General features: G+C 50.8%; 19 protein-coding genes and 1 riboswitch. Of the genes, 8 read left to right on the forward strand and 11 right to left on the reverse strand.

Annotation, left to right across the window (positions count from 1 at the left end; translation table 11 throughout):
• Positions 1-31: 31 nt before the first annotated feature.
• A complete protein-coding gene (locus NNO03_RS07560; protein ID WP_061068061.1) occupies positions 32-271 on the reverse strand; it encodes a YobH family protein in 240 nt (79 codons plus the stop codon).
• A gap of 164 nt (positions 272-435) precedes the next feature.
• Here NNO03_RS07560 and mgrB point away from each other — a divergent pair, with 164 nt between their 5' ends.
• The 6 genes from mgrB (at position 436) to rlmA (ending at position 4,781) form a co-directional block, all read left to right on the forward strand.
• Complete coding sequence (mgrB, locus tag NNO03_RS07565) at positions 436-579, forward strand: PhoP/PhoQ regulator MgrB (protein ID WP_202038431.1); 144 nt, start codon at positions 436-438, stop codon at positions 577-579.
• A 74-nt stretch (positions 580-653) separates the two neighbouring features.
• Complete coding sequence (locus tag NNO03_RS07570) at positions 654-938, forward strand: YebO family protein (RefSeq protein ID WP_271442553.1); 285 nt, start codon at positions 654-656, stop codon at positions 936-938.
• 638 nt (positions 939-1,576) lie between these two features.
• Positions 1,577-1,720, forward strand: a complete 144-nt coding sequence (locus tag NNO03_RS07575) for a DUF2627 domain-containing protein (protein ID WP_003034983.1) — start codon at positions 1,577-1,579, stop codon at positions 1,718-1,720.
• A 12-nt stretch (positions 1,721-1,732) separates the two neighbouring features.
• Entirely contained in the window at positions 1,733-1,942 is a 210-nt protein-coding gene (gene cspE, locus NNO03_RS07580) for a transcription antiterminator/RNA stability regulator CspE (protein WP_001062678.1), read from the forward strand.
• A gap of 220 nt (positions 1,943-2,162) precedes the next feature.
• On the forward strand, positions 2,163-3,908 hold the full coding sequence (gene ftsI, locus NNO03_RS07585; RefSeq protein ID WP_271449216.1) for a peptidoglycan glycosyltransferase FtsI: 1,746 nt from the start codon (positions 2,163-2,165) through the stop codon (positions 3,906-3,908).
• A gap of 63 nt (positions 3,909-3,971) precedes the next feature.
• Positions 3,972-4,781, forward strand: coding sequence for a 23S rRNA (guanine(745)-N(1))-methyltransferase (gene rlmA, locus NNO03_RS07590; RefSeq protein ID WP_271449217.1), 810 nt, complete (start codon positions 3,972-3,974; stop codon positions 4,779-4,781).
• Here the strand turns inward: rlmA and mntP are convergent.
• From mntP to manX, 5 genes are all read right to left on the reverse strand, one after another.
• Positions 4,778-5,344: a manganese efflux pump MntP gene (gene mntP / locus NNO03_RS07595; protein WP_260864149.1), complete on the reverse strand. Its 567-nt coding sequence runs from the start codon at positions 5,342-5,344 to the stop codon at positions 4,778-4,780. The genes rlmA and mntP overlap by 4 nt on opposite strands.
• A gap of 6 nt (positions 5,345-5,350) precedes the next feature.
• A riboswitch (yybP-ykoY riboswitch) is annotated at positions 5,351-5,579 on the reverse strand.
• A gap of 197 nt (positions 5,580-5,776) precedes the next feature.
• Positions 5,777-6,235 (reverse strand): DUF986 family protein, encoded by a 459-nt coding sequence (locus NNO03_RS07600; RefSeq protein WP_137381631.1) that lies wholly within the window; start codon positions 6,233-6,235, stop codon positions 5,777-5,779.
• Positions 6,236-6,295: 60 nt separating this feature from the next.
• The gene (locus tag NNO03_RS07605; protein WP_006684184.1) at positions 6,296-7,147 is read right to left on the reverse strand and encodes a PTS mannose transporter subunit IID; all 852 of its coding nucleotides are present in this window, start codon (positions 7,145-7,147) and stop codon (positions 6,296-6,298) included.
• Between the two features lie 12 nt (positions 7,148-7,159).
• Entirely contained in the window at positions 7,160-7,960 is an 801-nt protein-coding gene (locus NNO03_RS07610; RefSeq protein WP_005122174.1) for a PTS mannose/fructose/sorbose transporter subunit IIC, read from the reverse strand.
• A gap of 58 nt (positions 7,961-8,018) precedes the next feature.
• Complete coding sequence (manX, locus tag NNO03_RS07615) at positions 8,019-8,981, reverse strand: PTS mannose transporter subunit IIAB (protein ID WP_005122176.1); 963 nt, start codon at positions 8,979-8,981, stop codon at positions 8,019-8,021.
• Between the two features lie 461 nt (positions 8,982-9,442).
• Between manX and yoaE the strand changes: the two genes are divergently transcribed.
• The gene (gene yoaE, locus NNO03_RS07620) at positions 9,443-11,002 is read left to right on the forward strand and encodes a CNNM family cation transport protein YoaE (RefSeq protein WP_048211405.1); all 1,560 of its coding nucleotides are present in this window, start codon (positions 9,443-9,445) and stop codon (positions 11,000-11,002) included.
• Between the two features lie 6 nt (positions 11,003-11,008).
• Here yoaE and NNO03_RS07625 read toward each other — a convergent pair whose 3' ends face one another.
• From NNO03_RS07625 to pabB, 4 genes are all read right to left on the reverse strand, one after another.
• Positions 11,009-12,610 (reverse strand): EAL domain-containing protein, encoded by a 1,602-nt coding sequence (locus NNO03_RS07625; protein ID WP_271449218.1) that lies wholly within the window; start codon positions 12,608-12,610, stop codon positions 11,009-11,011.
• A 130-nt stretch (positions 12,611-12,740) separates the two neighbouring features.
• Positions 12,741-14,105, reverse strand: a complete 1,365-nt coding sequence (sdaA, locus tag NNO03_RS07630) for an L-serine ammonia-lyase (protein ID WP_271441525.1) — start codon at positions 14,103-14,105, stop codon at positions 12,741-12,743.
• A gap of 183 nt (positions 14,106-14,288) precedes the next feature.
• Positions 14,289-14,867 carry a CoA pyrophosphatase gene (locus NNO03_RS07635; protein ID WP_137381634.1) on the reverse strand — a complete coding sequence of 193 codons (579 nt, stop codon included), beginning with the start codon at positions 14,865-14,867 and terminating at the stop codon, positions 14,289-14,291.
• Between the two features lie 3 nt (positions 14,868-14,870).
• Complete coding sequence (gene pabB / locus NNO03_RS07640; protein WP_271449219.1) at positions 14,871-16,232, reverse strand: aminodeoxychorismate synthase component 1; 1,362 nt, start codon at positions 16,230-16,232, stop codon at positions 14,871-14,873.
• Positions 16,233-16,315: 83 nt separating this feature from the next.
• Between pabB and NNO03_RS07645 the strand changes: the two genes are divergently transcribed.
• Positions 16,316-16,495 (forward strand): YoaH family protein, encoded by a 180-nt coding sequence (locus NNO03_RS07645; protein WP_003020986.1) that lies wholly within the window; start codon positions 16,316-16,318, stop codon positions 16,493-16,495.
• A gap of 6 nt (positions 16,496-16,501) precedes the next feature.
• On the opposite strand, the gene NNO03_RS07650 is transcribed toward NNO03_RS07645, so the two are convergent.
• A complete protein-coding gene (locus NNO03_RS07650; RefSeq protein WP_042307863.1) occupies positions 16,502-16,846 on the reverse strand; it encodes a RidA family protein in 345 nt (114 codons plus the stop codon).
• Between the last annotated feature and the right edge of the window lie 31 nt (positions 16,847-16,877).

Here is a 16,877-nt window from a genome sequence, read left to right on the forward strand (position 1 = left end):
GCAAATAACGTACTGACTTTTTGCTGCTATATTAACCGTTATCGATAACTACGGTGCTTTTCCTCAACAGGGGACAATCTGATAGGCCAATGATGCCGCTGTTGGTATGGACGTATTGCGCGGTGCTGGTCCCGCGGGCGGTCAGATATTGACATTGCAGGCCCAGACCTGCTGCAGTCTCCTTACTTCCTATCAAAACGCCGTAGCCACTCAGTAATAAACCGATCCAAACCAGAGCGAGCAACACAATAGCGCGGATAATCAGACGCATTACAACCTCTTATCTTTTCTCGTTATTCTTAGATTAGCCTGTACACGGGATGAAACAAGTGAATCATTCCTAAAAACATTTAATGCCGTTACAGTTAACTTAGGGTTTAGGTAACTCATGATAATTTATCAACATAAGCTGTAGGTTTGGAGAGTGGAGTTGGAGTGAAAAAAATTCGATGGGTGGTCCTGATAGTTGTCGTGCTGGTATGCATGCTGATGTGGGCGCAGGTGTTCAACATCATGTGCGATCAGGACGTACAATTTTTCAGCGGAATTTGCGCCATCAATAAATTTATTCCCTGGTAAGCGCATTTCAGTAACAGTTGATTACCTTCTTGTGCGGCAATGGTAAACTACGCTGTCTACATTGAGGTGGTGAAATGAACGAAGTTTTGAATTCTGGCGCGTTGAGTTTTGCGTCTTTAGCGGTATCGGTGGTGGTTCTGGTAATCGGGCTTGTATTGTGGTTTTTCATCAATCGGGCAAGTTCGCGTACTAACGAGCAGATTGAACTGCTTGAGGCGTTGTTGGATCAGCAAAAACGACAGAACGCATTGCTCCGTCGTCTTTGTGAAGCTAACGAACCGGAAAAAGCAGAAGAGCCTGCTGCGGTGCAAACTCAGGATGAAGATGATGACATCATTCGCCTGGTAGCTGAACGGTAGTAAACAGAAAGACAGGGTGAGAGTCTGTAGATGCTATTCTCAGATGCTTCATCCTGTCGTCAACGATATCAGATTATTTTCTTCTGCAACAATCCAGCAATTACTGCGCTGGCACACGTGGAACCTGCGCTTTTCCAGATGCTCTGACCAATTAATATCTTATCTCTGGTTCGACATAAATATAATTATCCATAGATTAATAATATGATTGTGTCATTTTTGTGATACCGATCGTTTTATTATCAGCGAAACGTTTCTCTTACTTTTTTTTGTGCATTGTCATCATTCTTTCATTATTTTGGTGCAAAACCAGAATGCTGATCTCATTTTTATGCTTATGATATTTTATGCATTACTCAGCATAAAAAATGATATCCGGCAGAGGCTGTGACAGATAATCTGGAACAGTTCAACCTGATGAGCTATGGTAGAAAAGTCTCTGCTACGGCGCAGGCCAGCCGGGGCAAGGGTGAGAGGCGGGGATATATCTCTACTTGGCCTGGCGCATAACTGTGCAGTTGTTGTTTGATGAACTTCGGGATTTGTGCGACCGATCGAGACACGTTTAAAAATGGCTTGCCATTATTAACGTTGTATGTGATAACACGGTTTGGGTTAAACGAGGTACAGTTCTGTTTATGTGTGGCATTTTCAGTAAAGAAGTCCTGAGTAAACACGTTGACGTTGAATACCGCTTCTCTGCCGAACCTTATATTAGTGCCTCAAGCAGTAATGTCTCAGTTTTATCTATGTTATGCCTGCGGGCGAAGAAAATACTCTAAGGAATTTTGCAAATGGCAAAGATTAAAGGTCAAGTTAAGTGGTTCAACGAGTCTAAAGGTTTTGGTTTCATTACTCCGGCTGATGGCAGCAAAGACGTGTTCGTACACTTCTCCGCTATCCAGGGTAACGGCTTCAAAACTCTGGCTGAAGGCCAGAACGTTGAGTTCGAAATTCAGGACGGCCAGAAAGGTCCGGCTGCTGTTAACGTAACAGCTATCTGATCGACACCACTGATTTGAAGCGCTCAGGCGCAACCAATTCAGATATAAAGCCTCGCTTATGCGGGGCTTTTTAATTCAAATTACGTCAAAATATTTCTGAATGCCTCTCCATTAGTGCTTTGTTGCAAAGGCGTGATGTTCGTAGCATTGTTTTCCCCGCTTTCTCCCGGCAATTCCCGTTAAATCAGTCACCTGAAAAAACTATCTTGCTGGAGCCCCGGTGAAAAAGAAAAACGACGGCGATGCGCGCAATTTTACTCCCGTACGTTTTGCCCTGCTTTGTGTGGCAATATTGTTGAGTCTGGGATTGTTGCTTGGTCGGGTTGCGTGGTTACAAATCGTCACCCCTACGAGTCTGGTCAAGCAGGAGGATATGCGTTCGTTACGTGAAGTCACAATCGCCTCACCGCGTGGGATGATTACCGACAGAGAAGGACGTCCCCTCGCAGTAAGCGTGCCGGTGAATGCAGTTTGGGCCGATCCCAAGACCATTATTAGCAAGGGGGGCGTGGGTTATAACGAGCGTTGGCAAGCATTGGCCCGAACCCTGCATCTGTCACTCAGTTCACTGGCGGAACGTGTAAACAGTAACCCTACCGGACGCTTTATCTATCTGGCACGACAGATTTCTCCGCAGCAGGCAGAGTGGGTCGATGATCTTAATCTCCCGGGGATCAATCTGCGCGAAGAATCCCGCCGTTTCTATCCCGCAGGTCATGTGGCGGCGAATCTCATCGGCTTTACGAACATTGATGGACAAGGTATTGAAGGCCTGGAGAAAAGCTTCAACAGTCAGTTGATGGGTAAACCCGGCTCTCGTCTTGTGCGCAAAGACAAGTTTGGGCATGTGATTGAAAATATCACGGAAGTGATGCCGGTCCCCGCGCACGAATTGCAGCTCAGTATTGATGAGCGTTTGCAGACGGTGACTGAAGATGCGCTGGACAATGCCGTGACATGGAATAAAGCGGATTCTGGTGCGGCGGTGCTGGTAAGTATTGCCACCGGTGAAATCCTGTCGATGGCAAGTTTTCCCGATTTTAACCCTAATAACCGCGAAGGCGCGGTACTGGATGATTTCCGCAACCGTGCAATTAGTGACACCTTTGAGCCGGGCTCAACCGTAAAACCATTAGTGATCATGACCGCTCTCCAGCAGGGGATTGTGCAGCCTGACAGCGTGATTGATACCCACCCCTTTAATGTTGATGGTCATCGTATCCGCGACGTCGGGTTTTACCCTGAGCTATCGCTCACCGGTATTTTGCAGAAATCAAGCGATACTGGTGTGTCGCACCTTTCGCTGGCAATGCCGGTACAGAAACTGCTGGATACCTATAAAAGCTTTGGCTTCGGTGATCCAACTGGCTTAGGTCTCACCGGAGAAAGTAGCGGCTTAATGCCTCAGCGACGTTACTGGAGTGATTTGGATCGCGCGACCTTTGCATTCGGCTACGGGTTAATGGTGACACCGCTCCAACTGGCACATGTCTATGCCACTATCGGCAGTTTTGGCGTCTACCGACCGCTTTCAATTACACGTATCGACCCACCGGTGATAGGAACTCGTGTAATGCCAGAGGCGCTGGTGCATCAGGTTGAACATATGATGGAGAGCGTTGCGCTACCCGGCGGCGGTGGGACCAAGGCTGCGGTGAGGGATTATCGTGTTGCGGTGAAAACCGGGACGGCAAAAAAAATAGGCGATGACGGTAAGTACGTCGATAAATACGTGGCTTATACGGCAGGGGTTGCCCCTGCCAGTGATCCGAAATTCGCGCTGGTCGTGGTGATAAATAACCCACAAAACGGCGCTTACTACGGCGGTGCGGTATCGGCCCCGGTGTTCAGCCAGATAATGGGCGATGTCCTGCGTCTGGAAAACGTGAAACCCGACGGGATGCCAGCCGATTCTGACCATCTGCTGGTGATGCATGGTAGTAGCCTGGCCTCACCGTCGCTGTAAGTTATTTTCGCGGGGCGCGAATCGCGTTACACTTGCGCCCTTAAATCACCAGCCGGAGTTGTCATGTCGTTTTCCTGTCCCCTTTGTCATCAGCCTCTTACTCAAGCGAATAACAGTTTTGTGTGCCCTGGACGGCATCAGTTTGACGTGGCAAAAGAGGGGTATGTCAACCTGATGCCGGTTCAGCATAAGCGGTCGCGCGATCCGGGTGACAGTGCGGAAATGATGCAGGCTCGCCGGGCATTTCTGGATGCCGGGCACTATCAACCGCTGCGCGATGCGATTGTGAACGCGCTCAGCGAGAGGCTGGGAACAAGTCATGTGTCGATTCTGGATATCGGCTGTGGGGAAGGGTACTACACCCGCGCTTTCGCGGATGCGATAGCGAATGGCTCGACCTTTGGTCTGGACGTTTCGAAGGTGGCGATTAAGGCTGCAGCCCGGCGCTATCCACAAGTGACTTTTTGCGTTGCCTCAAGCCATCGTCTGCCGTTTGCCGATGCGTCAATGGACGCCATCATCAGGATCTACGCACCCTGCAAAGCGCAAGAGTTGGCTCGTGTGGTTAAACCGGGTGGGTGGGTGATTACGGCAACGCCAGGCCCACGGCATTTAATGGAGCTTAAGGGGCTGATTTATGATGAGGTGCGTCTGCATGCGCCTCATACAGAGCAGCTTGACGGCTTTGTCCTGCAACAGAGTATTGCACTGGGGTATCCGATGCAGCTCAATGGTAGTGAGGCGGTCGCATTACTGCAAATGACGCCTTTTGCCTGGCGAGCAAAACCGGAAGTCTGGGAGGCGTTGGCGGAGAAATCGGTATTTGACTGCCAGACAGACTTTAGTATTCATATCTGGCAACGTGTAGATTAACCGTGAAAGTGTGCCCAGAGAATCTGGGCACCGATACCAATCAGGACTACCCCACCCAGAATTTCCGCGCGTTTGCCCAACATAGGGCCAATAAAACGCCCGATCATCATCCCGAGAGTAGACATAATTAATGTGGCGCAGCCGATAGCAAGCGCAGTCGCGATGATGTTCACCTGAAGAAAGGCCAGACCTACGCCGACGGCCATTGCATCGAGACTGGTGGCGATTGCGGTGGTAACCAGTAGCCAAAAACCGTGGCGGCGCTGTGGCTCTTCGTCTTCATCGCCATTGTCGCGGAAACCTTCGATTATCATTCGGCCACCTAAAAAGATCAGCAGGATGAAGGCGATCCAGTGGTTCCACTCCAACACGAATTTGCTGGCAAGCATGCCCATTCCCCAGCCAATCAGCGGCGTAAGGGTCTCGACTGCGCCAAAAATAAGGCCGGTACGCAGGGCTTCAGAGAATTTAGGTTTATGTAAGGTGGCGCCTTTGCCAATTGATGCCGCGAAAGCATCCATCGACATGCCGAAAGCGAGAAGAACAGTTGCGGTGATATTCATAACAGCGTCCTGACCGGGGTATTCCATAAAACACATCACTGCCCCCAGTAACCATGCACACTGAGCGGACCCACTGTCTATACAGAGCCATTCAAATATGCATTGCAGTTGATGTGCCTATGGTCTCGCCTGACTAAACGTGATGTTCAGTCCGTACGTGCCACGTTTTTCAACGAGTATGTTGACACGTACATTTCCGGAGTCTGGAAATCGGCTACTCCCCAACGACGGGCGCAACCTTAACATATTTTTGGAATATAAAACAAGAAACGCAGAAATATTATTTGACTTCTAAATGAAAACAATTTTCATTTAGGTTTATTTATAGATAAAACGTTAAGTTAAATAACATATGGGCCGAGGGGATATAGCCTTAGCTATGTTTGTTTTTCACTGAGATATAAAAAACATAGTTCAGGCTATATTTGTAACTTATTGGTTCGAAATGAGAAGTTTATATATCTTCTCCAGGTCGTCTATATTTCGTACGCGGATAAGCAATCGTCTCTGCTCTAATTGCATCACCAGTACACCATCTTCTGATAAATTCATCTCTTTAATCCGGTTATATTCAATCCAGACATTGGCGAAGAAAAAACCTTTTTGTTTGAAAATAATTTTGGGCGTACGGATCCAGAACAGATACAACCCCATTAACACCAGTGCACATAATAACCATGTGGTGAATTGTGCTCCGTGGCTGGTGATGTTGTTGTAGATCAGAATAACAATCAAGCCTATGAAGATAACGCTGTCGACTCGACTGCGTGGAAGCAGGGCAACAGTAAGTAGAGTGGGGCCATTACGGCGGGGCATGATGAACTGATCGTAAATGGCATACGCCAGCAGCGATAAGATAAAAAGAACCAGCACCAGGTCCGTGATAGTCATGAATCCTCAACCCTCTAAATAGAAAAACCGGGGGCAAGCCCCCGGTGATTTACAACAGTCTTACAGGCCGAGCAGGCCGACAGCGTAGCCCGCAATACCGATGATGAAGAAACCAACGATGATCCACAGCGGGTTTACTTTCTTACGCAGAAGCCACATACAGGCGAAGGTCAGCAGCAGAGGAACCAGGCCCGGCATCAGCTGGTCAAGGATTGTCTGCACGGTGGTCACACGCGTCTGGCCATCCTGACCGGTGATAGTGGAAACCACCAGTGGGATATTCACATGTGTCCACTTGTTAACCAAGGCCCCCATAACAAACAGACCGAGGATTGACGCCCCCTCAGTCAATTTCTGCAGGAAGCCGCCGCCCATATCTTTAACGATATCTACGCCTTTACGGTAGCCGTATGCCACGCCGTAGTAACGGGTTGCCAGACGTACCAGGTTGAACAGGATAAAGAACAGCAGCGGCCCAAGCAGGCTACCGCTCATTGCGATGCCCGCGCCGAGTGCGGCGAATACCGGACGTACGGTACCCCAGAAAATTGGGTCGCCGACGCCTGCCAGTGGCCCCATCAGACCAACTTTGATACCGTTGATAGCACCATCATCAATCTCTGCGCCATTCGCACGCTGTTCTTCCATTGCCAGTGTAACGCCCAAAACCGGTGCCGCTACATAAGGATGGGTGTTAAAGAATTCCAGGTGACGCTTAATAGCCTGCTTACGTGCGTCGTTGTTTTCCGGGTACAAGCGGCGGATAGCCGGTACCATGGAGAAACAGAAGCCCAGCGCCTGCATACGTTCGAAGTTCCATGAACCCTGAAACAGGTTAGAACGAATGAACACGCCACGAATGTCACTCGGAGTGAGTTTTTTCTCGGTGGTAGTTTTAGTCATATCAACCATTTCGCTCACCTGCTAGTCCAGTTCGTTATCAAGATCGTTGTTACCCGCCGCCTGTACTGGCGCACCGGCTACGCGGTTATATTTCGGGCTCAGCTGAATGTAGAGGATGGCCATTACGGCACCAATCACACCCAGAGCAACCAGGTTGAAGTTAGTAAATGCCGCGGTGACGAAGCCAAGGTAGAAGAACGGCATCAGGTAGCCTGCGCGCATCATGTTGATGACCATCGCATAACCCACTACGACGATCATGCCACCAGCAATATTCAGGCCGCCGGTAACGACTTCCGGAATCGCGTTCAGCATGCTCTGAACTTCACTGGTACCGACAGAAATCGCTACGATTACCGCCGGGATAGCGATACGCATAGCCTGCAGGAACAGGGAGGAAACGTGCAGCCAGGAGAGCGCCGTCAGGTTGCCGTTTTCGGCCGCCTTATCCGCCGCGTGCTGGAAGGCTACGGTGATGGTACGAACAATAATGGTCAGAACCTGGCCTGCAGCTGCCAGCGGGATGGCCAGCGCGATACCTGCACCGATACTTTGGTGACCCGCAATAACCAGAACGGTAGAGATAATGGAAGCCAGTGCGGCATCAGGTGCAACCGCAGCACCGATGTTCATCCAGCCCAGAGCGATCATTTCCAGGGTACCACCGATGATAATACCGGTTTTCATATCCCCGAGAACGGCACCAATCAGCGTACAGGCCACCAATGGACGGTGGAACTGAAATTCATCGAGTACCGACTCCATACCCGCGATACATGCGACGATGAACACCAGCACAATCTGAAGAGTGGTAATCTCCATTGTACTTCTCCTATTGCTATACAGACTTAAGTGTGAAAACTAAGTAAATGCCAGGTGGCTATTTCGCCTTGGCAATCAAATCCATCATTTTCAGTTTCTGATCGGTAGAAACCTTACGGGCTTCGAGCTCGATACCGCGTTCGTTGAGTTTCTTGAAGGCTTCGATGTCTTTTTCATCCACCGAAATCGCGTTGTTTACCTGCGTTTTACCCTGGCGGAATGCCATGCCGCCAATGTTAACAGAGGTAATTTTTACGCCACCTTCGACGATGCGTTCTACATCGGTAGGGTTGGTGAACAGCAGCATTACACGCTCACCAGCGTATTTCGGGTTGTTATAGACGCGGATCATTTTCGCGACATCAACCACGTGTGCTGTAACACCTGGCGGTGCGACCTGAGTCAGCAACGTTTTACGCACGGTATCAGCAGCGACTTCATCGCTGACGACAATAATGCGCGTTACGTTTGTTTCTTTGGTCCAGCGGGTTGCCACCTGACCGTGGATTAAACGGTCATCAATACGCGCGAGGCCGATCTGCATATAGTCGTTCGGGCCCATCGGTTTCGCGGGTGCCGCTGCTTTAGGTGCTGCGACGGGGGCAGGTGCGGCTTTTTCAACAGGTTTTGCTTTCAGCGCTTTTACGCCTTCGCTACCCGTTTCAACCGCCAGTGCGACTAATTCGTCGAAGCTGGGGTTGTCGTCACGCGCCATGAAGGTTTCTACCAGCATGGGAATGTTCACGCCTGCGATAACTTCGTAATGCTCTTTATCGACGACAATGCGGCTCGCAGCGTTAAACGGGCTGCCTCCCCATGTGTCAACGAGAAACAGCACGCCTTTACTGGTATCCAGTTTTGCTAACTGAGCGTTATACTTTTCAATCAGCGTTTCGGCATTTTCGCCTGGAACGAAATCGATCCAGCCGACGTTTTCCTGCTCGCCTAACAACATCTCTGCTGTTTTAAGTAACTGCTCTGCAGCCCAACCATGTGTGCCTATTACAATAGCAATGGTCACTTGCTACCTCCTTTATTATCGTTAACACATCAACGTGAAGATGCATTTTGAATCGCTCGTCCGCAATCGAATCGATTCAGATAAGGGTTACAAAGAAAAACCTATGATTTTCGTGAATTATTTTAGATATCGAAAAAAATATTTTATGTGATGAAGATCCGTAATTTAACTTCCGATCATAAGAAATTTCGAAGGGTGAAATATCTCCGAAACAACTTATTGCAAAGGAAGGTAAATCTTTGCTAAAAACCAGTTGTCTCTGTTATGTTTAGCATCTGTTTAATTACTCAGGAGTATAGGGCAGTAGCCCACCATATGGATCGTCACCGACGTCATTTCACCTTTAGGCTGTATCAAGCCTGTCAGTTTGGCACTTTTTGCCACAAACTTTATCTGCATATTGCTTTAACGCCTGAGATGTTCAGGGCGCAGTTTGATCATTCCTTAAGCAGGAGCTTGTCATGGAACTCTTAATGGACCCGCAGATTTGGGTGGGTTTGCTCACGCTTGTTGTTCTCGAAATTGTTCTGGGTATCGATAACCTGGTCTTCATTGCAATTCTTGCCGATAAGCTGCCACCGAAACAGCGAGATAAAGCGCGTCTCATTGGTTTATCACTGGCGCTGATTATGCGTCTGGGCCTGCTGTCTGTTATTTCGTGGATGGTGACGCTGACAAAACCGCTGTTTACGGTCATGGACTACGCGTTTTCCGGGCGAGATTTGATTATGCTGCTGGGGGGTATCTTCCTCTTGTTCAAGGCTACGACAGAGCTGCATGAGCGGCTGGAAAACCGTGAACATGATACCGGGCAGTCAAAAGGCTATGCGAGTTTCTGGGTCGTGGTGACGCAGATTGTTATCCTGGATGCGGTGTTCTCACTGGATGCGGTCATTACTGCTGTCGGTATGGTCAACCATCTGCCGGTGATGATGGCGGCGGTGGTTATTGCGATGGCGGTGATGCTGCTGGCGTCGAAGCCGCTGACGCGATTTGTAAACCAACATCCGACGGTTGTGGTGCTGTGTCTGAGCTTCCTGCTGATGATCGGTTTGAGCCTGGTTGCCGAAGGGTTTGGCTTCCATATTCCGAAAGGTTATCTGTACGCGGCGATTGGCTTCTCAATTATTATCGAACTGTTTAACCAGATTGCCCGTCGTAACTTTATTCGCCACCAGTCGACACTGCCGCTGCGTGCGCGTACTGCGGATGCAATCTTGCGTCTGATGGGGGGTAAACGTCAGGCCAGCGTGCAGATGGAATCCGACAATCCGGTGCCCGTTCCGGTCCCGGAAGGCGCGTTTGTGGAAGAAGAACGCTATATGATCAACGGTGTTCTCTCACTGGCATCCCGTTCATTACGCGGCATCATGACACCTCGTGGTGAAATTAGTTGGGTCGACGCCGATCTGAGCGTAGCGGAAATTCGCGAACAGTTGCTTTCTTCTCCACACAGCCTGTTCCCGGTGTGTCGTGGCGAGCTTGATGAAATTATCGGTATCGTGCGTGCGAAAGAGCTGCTGGTGGCGCTGGAAGATGGTGTGGATGTTGCAGCGATTGCGTCTGCCTCGCCGGCAATTGTCGTCCCGGAAACGCTGGACCCGATTAATCTGTTAGGCGTGCTGCGTCGTGCCCGCGGTAGCTTTGTCATCGTTACTAACGAATTTGGTGTGGTGCAGGGGCTGGTAACACCGCTGGACGTATTAGAAGCGATCGCTGGTGAGTTCCCGGATGCTGATGAAACCCCTGAAATCATTGCTGACGCCGGTGGCTGGTTGGTGAAAGGGGGAACCGATCTGCACGCGCTGCAACAGGCGCTGGATGTGGATACGCTGGTGGATGAGGACGAAGACATCGCCACCGTAGCGGGGCTGGTGATTGCGGCTAACGGTCACATCCCGCGTGTAGGCGATGTTATTGAGGTCGCACCGCTGAGCATTACGATTGTCGAAGCCAATGACTATCGTGTGGATTTAGTTCGCATTGTTAAAGAACAACCCGCTCACGACGAAGACGAGTAAGCGGGGTTAGCGGAACGGCATAATGGGCATGATATGGCGCCCGTTATGCCTGGCGGGTGGTGGTGTACTGCCCGCCAGCCATTTGGGAAAATCACGAAGTGGCATCGGTTTCGCATACAAAAAACCCTGCAAGATATGTACACCATGACGGCGTAAATGCTGCGCCTGTGCCTGCGTTTCTACGCCTTCAGCCACCAGTTCGATATTCAGCCTTTTTCCCAGCGCGATAATGATGTCTGTGACGGTTGAATTCACGGCGTCGGTTCCTATCGCCGAAGTAAATGATTTATCAATTTTCAGCACATCCGGGCGCAATTTTTCCAGCCAGGAGAGCGAACTGTTTCCGGTACCAAAATCGTCAATCGCCAGCTTAACGCCGAGGCGATTCAACTCGCGCACGATCCGATAATCCACATCCAGTAAGGCATCGCGTTCGGTCAATTCAATAACCAGTTGCTGGATGGGATGCTGGCTGAACCAGTACTGATTGAGGTCTTTTAACAGCGTACCGTGGCGGAAATGGCTGGCGGCAACATTGATACCGATATGAAACTGACTACTCATCGGAAAAACGTGTCGTTGCTGAATGGTTTCTGCGATGACATGACGGGTAAGAGGGACGATCAGGTTGTGCTCTTCGGCGATAGGAATAAACACTTCCGGCGAAATCCAGCCCTGGCGCGGGTTGTTCCAGCGTAACAGAATTTCTACACCCATACATTGCTGGGTCTGTGCGTTCAGCAGTGGCTGACAAAACAACTCGAACTCGTGCGCCGCGAGAGCCAGATTAATCTCCCAGGAAAAACTCATCCTGCTGGCGGTTGCCAGCCAGGCAAGATATCCCACCAACAGGCTCAGGATCACTGCCAGCGGTAGTTGTGTCGGCAGATGTTTGATCGCCAATTCACTGGCACCTGGGCCGGTGACGCTGATCGTGAAGGGGAAATGTTGCGATGAAAGCTGATAACGTTTTTCATCGTTCAGTGCAGGCAAGGTCTCGACAACACCTTGTCCGTAGAGCAGGTGGCGGTTACCGACGGTTAAACTGGCGTTGGTGATTTGCGGTGGTTGGGGTTCCAGCAGCATGGTCGACAATAAATCAATATTGACGATTTCCACCACCCCATTTTCGCCATCCGCGGAGGCCGGATACCACTGCGTCAGAATAGGACTACCTTTAATCAGCGAATGGTCGGTGGACAACAGAAGTTGTGCCTCCCGGCTAGGTAATTCAGGTTGAGTTTGGCGGATAGGCACATTGCGATAGCCAAAGATACTGGAGCAATAAAGAATCCCCCCCTGAATCAGACTGATGGAGCGCACTGTTTGTAGTCTGGCAGCATGCTTGCTCAAGGGTAAACGCGCCACAGAACAGGGAAGACCAATCAACGGGAGCAGCATATCGCGCCCGGCCTGCAGTGGGAGCAGCACATCATCCAGTGCTTCAACGGCATGATTAGCAAAAGTGACGGTGTAACGGTGATTTATATTACGCTCCGAAATAAATCGGACCGTTAATGTGAGTATGAGCGTCAGTAGTGCACATATTGTGCAGACGATTAAGCGATTACGGCGATAGTTTTGAATGATCCGTTGTGCTGTTTGCATGCGGGCCGCCCGATAAGCCGTTGGTCCCAGAAGCCAACAGCAACAGAGCAAGTGTAGTGGGGAAAATTACAGTAGACGAGCGAGAAGGGGTAAATTCGCCCATCCGTCGCAGATGGGCGAAAATTAAGTATTAGTCACACTGGACTTTGATTGCCAGGCCACCGCGTGATGTTTCGCGGTATTTGGCATTCATATCTTTGCCTGTTTCGTACATTGTTTCGATGACTTTATCCAGCGAGACGCGCGGTGCGCTGGTACGACGCATTGCCATACGTGCGGCGTTAATCGCCTTCACGGACGCAATAGCGTTACGTTCGATGCACGGAACCTGCACCTGTCCGGCAACCGGGTCGCAGGTTAAGCCCAGGTTGTGCTCCATACCAATCTCGGCAGCCACACAAACTTGTTCCGGACTCGCGCCCAGTAGCTCAGCCAGACCAGCAGCAGCCATGGAACATGCCACACCGACTTCACCCTGACAGCCTACTTCGGCGCCAGAGATAGAGGCGTTCATCTTGTACAACGCACCAATTGCCCCCGCCGCCAGGAAATAACGGGTGTAGATATCCGGGCTGACAGATTCAATAAAGTGATCGTAGTAAGCCAGAACGGCAGGCACGATCCCGCAGGCACCGTTAGTGGGTGCTGTTACTACGCGGCCACCCGCAGCGTTTTCTTCGTTAACGGCCAGCGCAAACATGTTCACCCAGTCGATCACGTTCATCGGATCGTTGGAGAGCTTGTCGCTGGAGACCAACATACGACGCAGGGCGGAGGCACGACGAGGAACGCGCAGCGGTCCAGGCAGAACGCCTTCGGTGTTCATCCCACGATCGATACAGGCCTGCATGGTTTGCCAGACGTTGCCGAAGTAATCTTCAATCTCTTTCTTGCTGTGCAGTGCGAGTTCGTTCTGCATCACCATGCCAGAGAGAGACAGACCGGTGCTGTTGCAGTATTCCAGCATTTCGGTCGCGGATTTGAACGGATAAGGTACGCTGACCTCATTCGCTGCATCCTGGCCAAAATGTTCTTCATCAACGATGAACCCACCGCCAATGGAATAGTACGTTTTGCTGTAAATGACGGTTTCGCCGTTGTACGCATGGATCTGCATTCCGTTTTCATGCAACGGCAAATTGCCGTTGTGAAAACGCATGCCGTCATTCTGTGGGAAATCCACTTCGTGTTGACCCTGTGCAAGCAGCAGGCGTCCACGCGCTTCTACATCGCGGATAAATCCGGGGATGCTGTCAATGTCAACGGTAGCAGGCTCATTGCCCGCCAGACCCATAATAATGGCGATATCGGTGTGGTGACCTTTACCCGTGAGCGACAGTGAACCATACACGTCGACGGCAACACGGGTAACGCTGTCCAGTAATCCTTTTTCGACCAGGTCATCGACGAACTGTTTACCCGCCTTCATAGGCCCTACGGTATGGGAAGATGAGGGACCAATCCCCACCTTAAACATGTCGAATAGACTAATCACGATAATACTCCTACAGGGCGACTGGGCTTTCCAGTAACGATGTTATAACTGCGCATAGTGTAAGAGGGAACGCGGCGATCGGCTTAACTATTCACATGAATTAAACTAATAGATAACCGCGGTTTTACTAATGTTGTGACTTGAGTTTCAAGTTGTCTATGGCGTGCGTAAAGATAAGTATAGTCAGGGCTTCACGCCAATTTGCAGCGCCAGCTCACGAATTATTCCGGCGGTCATTCCCCAGACGAAATAGTGTTCATACCAGGAAAGCCACACACGATGTGAATCGCCACGACGGTAGATATCGAGGGGGTGGTAACGACCTAAATGCAGGGCTTGCGCCAACGGCATTTCAAACACCGCTGAAACCTCATCTTCACTGGCTCGATACGGTAAATTGGGAGGGATGATACCCACCACCGGTGTGACCTGGAACCCGGTCACACTATCAACCGGCGGCAGTACGCCAATGACCTCAACGGATGAAGGCGGAATTGCCACTTCTTCCTGGGCTTCACGCAGTGCGGCGGCAATCAGCGAAGCATCGCTGCTGTCCACCGCGCCCCCAGGAAAGGCGACCTGCCCGGCATGTTTTCGCAAATGAACGGAGCGCTGGGTCAATAGCAACCCCGGCTGTGGGCGACGGACGATAGGGATCAGTACGGCGGCCTGGCGTTGGTTTAGCGCATCATGATTTACCTGCGGGCGCAGGAGTTGAAAACGTGATAAAAAATCATCAAGCGTCAGGCTGCTGTTTTCCACGTGTCAGTTCTCCAGTTGATGCAAAATACGATTCACTTTATCAAATGTTTCCTGATATTCCGCGTCTTCCTGACTGTCCGCTACAATGCCGCCGCCAGCTGAACAGTACAACTGCCCGCCGGTCGCTGTCAGGGTGCGAATGGTGATACTGGTATCCATATTGCCGCAAAAGCTCAGATAACCGATGCTGCCGCACCAGGCGTTACGACGTTGTGGCTCCAGTTCATCAATAATTTCCATTGCCCGCACTTTTGGTGCGCCTGTAATGGAGCCACCAGGGAAGGCTGCACGTAATAGATCGGTCGCGTGCAGCGTCTGTGGCAAACGTGCGGTGATGGTACTGACCAGATGATGTACGGCCGGGAAGGGTTCAACCACAAACAGTTCCGGAACCTTAACCGAGCCTGGAACGGCGACGCGTCCGATATCGTTACGCATTAAATCGACGATCATCAGGTTTTCCGCCCGATCCTTTGGCGAATTTGCCAACTTGTCGGCTTGCTGGCGATCGGCATCAGGATCGTCCAGTCTGGGTAGCGTGCCTTTGATGGGGCGCGTCTGGATATGCTGATTTTCCAGTTGGATAAAGCGCTCCGGCGACAGGCTGAGGATCGCCCCGTCTTCCAGGCGTATAAACGCACTGAATGGCGCGCGGTTGGCGCGATTGAGCTGCACAAACGCTTGCCATTCATCGCCCTGATACTGCGCCTGAAAACGTTGGGCCAGGTTGACCTGATAGCAGTCGCCGCTGTGCAGATAGTGCTGCACCTGACGAAACTTTTCGCCGTATTGCGCACGGCTCATATTCGAGCGCCATACCGACGTTAATGTAAAGGGCTTGCGTACCGGCGGCAGTTGATCTTCGAGCCACGCCAGACGGGCATGCACATCGCTATGGCTAAGCAGTGATACAGTCTGTCGCTGGTGATCGACAATCAACGCCCAGTCATAGATACCGACGGCCATATCCGGCAGGGCGATATCGCATTCGGCGATATTCGGCAGCGATTCAAAGCGGCGGCCCAGATCGTAGCCAAACAGACCCAGTGCGCCGCCCTGGAACGGTAAGTCGGGATGATATTCAGGCTGAATAGCCAGGGCGGTTAGCGTTGAATGTAATACTGTCATCGGGTCATCAGGCGTGCGCAAAATGCCTTGCCTGTCCTTGACCACAGTCTCCTGAGCACGCGTGACCAGCGTCGCTAAGGGGTCGGCGACCAGAATATCAAAACGGTTATGCGGATGATCGGCATGACCTGAATGTAACAGCATCGCCCACGGATGCTGGCTTAAGGTCGAAAAATAGCGTTCAGCGGCGTCCTGACACCAGGGTAATGTGATTACTGCGGGAGATAACGTCTTCATCAGTCCTGACTCGTTGCTACTCTACTGGCTAACTGCCCGGTAGCATGAAATAATTAGCGCAGACAATTTAGCAGGAGTTAACAATGTTTGCAGGTTTACCTTCACTCAGTCATGAGCAGCAGCAAAAAGCAGTAGAGCGTATTCAGGAACTGATGTCGCAGGGGATGAGCAGCGGACAGGCGATTGCTCTGGTTGCTGAAGAGCTACGCGCCAGCCATACCGGTGAACGGATCGTGGCGCGTTTTGAAGATGAAGACGAGTAACGCTGCTTAAACCGCAGCGATAATCTTGATCTCGACTTTGTATTTCGGGTTCATCAACCCGGCCTGTACCGTACAACGTACCGGCGCGTGACCGGCAACGACCCACGCATCCCAGGCTTTATTCATTGCGGCAAAATCACTTTTGTCTGCCAGAAAAAGGGTGGCATCAAGGATTCGTGACTTGTTGCTACCCTGTTTTTCCAGCACTGCATCAATTTGTGCCAGCGTATTTGCAGTTTGTTCAAAGGCATCTGCATCCAGGTTCTCCGGTACGCCGGTGTAGTACAACGTGTTGTTATGGATAACCACGTCAGACCAACGTGCTTCGGCATCAATGCGCACAATCGTCATAAATCATTCCTTATTTACATTTTTCTTCATG

This window comes from Citrobacter sp. Igbk 16 (assembly GCF_028069755.1).
GTDB lineage: Bacteria > Pseudomonadota > Gammaproteobacteria > Enterobacterales > Enterobacteriaceae > Citrobacter.

What these genes read in the sequence shown, in the direction of transcription:
- NNO03_RS07560 (WP_061068061.1), bottom strand. Translation starts at nt 271, where the DNA reads ATGCGTCTGATTATCCGCGCTATTGTGTTGCTCGCTCTGGTTTGGATC.
- NNO03_RS07570 (WP_271442553.1), top strand. Translation starts at nt 654, where the DNA reads ATGAACGAAGTTTTGAATTCTGGCGCGTTGAGTTTTGCGTCTTTAGCG.
- NNO03_RS07575 (WP_003034983.1), top strand. Translation starts at nt 1,577, where the DNA reads ATGTGTGGCATTTTCAGTAAAGAAGTCCTGAGTAAACACGTTGACGTT.
- cspE (WP_001062678.1), top strand. Translation starts at nt 1,733, where the DNA reads ATGGCAAAGATTAAAGGTCAAGTTAAGTGGTTCAACGAGTCTAAAGGT.
- rlmA (WP_271449217.1), top strand. Translation starts at nt 3,972, where the DNA reads ATGTCGTTTTCCTGTCCCCTTTGTCATCAGCCTCTTACTCAAGCGAAT.
- mntP (WP_260864149.1), bottom strand. Translation starts at nt 5,344, where the DNA reads ATGAATATCACCGCAACTGTTCTTCTCGCTTTCGGCATGTCGATGGAT.
- NNO03_RS07600 (WP_137381631.1), bottom strand. Translation starts at nt 6,235, where the DNA reads ATGACTATCACGGACCTGGTGCTGGTTCTTTTTATCTTATCGCTGCTG.
- NNO03_RS07605 (WP_006684184.1), bottom strand. Translation starts at nt 7,147, where the DNA reads ATGGTTGATATGACTAAAACTACCACCGAGAAAAAACTCACTCCGAGT.
- NNO03_RS07610 (WP_005122174.1), bottom strand. Translation starts at nt 7,960, where the DNA reads ATGGAGATTACCACTCTTCAGATTGTGCTGGTGTTCATCGTCGCATGT.
- yoaE (WP_048211405.1), top strand. Translation starts at nt 9,443, where the DNA reads ATGGAACTCTTAATGGACCCGCAGATTTGGGTGGGTTTGCTCACGCTT.
- NNO03_RS07625 (WP_271449218.1), bottom strand. Translation starts at nt 12,610, where the DNA reads ATGCAAACAGCACAACGGATCATTCAAAACTATCGCCGTAATCGCTTA.
- pabB (WP_271449219.1), bottom strand. Translation starts at nt 16,232, where the DNA reads ATGAAGACGTTATCTCCCGCAGTAATCACATTACCCTGGTGTCAGGAC.
- NNO03_RS07645 (WP_003020986.1), top strand. Translation starts at nt 16,316, where the DNA reads ATGTTTGCAGGTTTACCTTCACTCAGTCATGAGCAGCAGCAAAAAGCA.
- NNO03_RS07650 (WP_042307863.1), bottom strand. Translation starts at nt 16,846, where the DNA reads ATGACGATTGTGCGCATTGATGCCGAAGCACGTTGGTCTGACGTGGTT.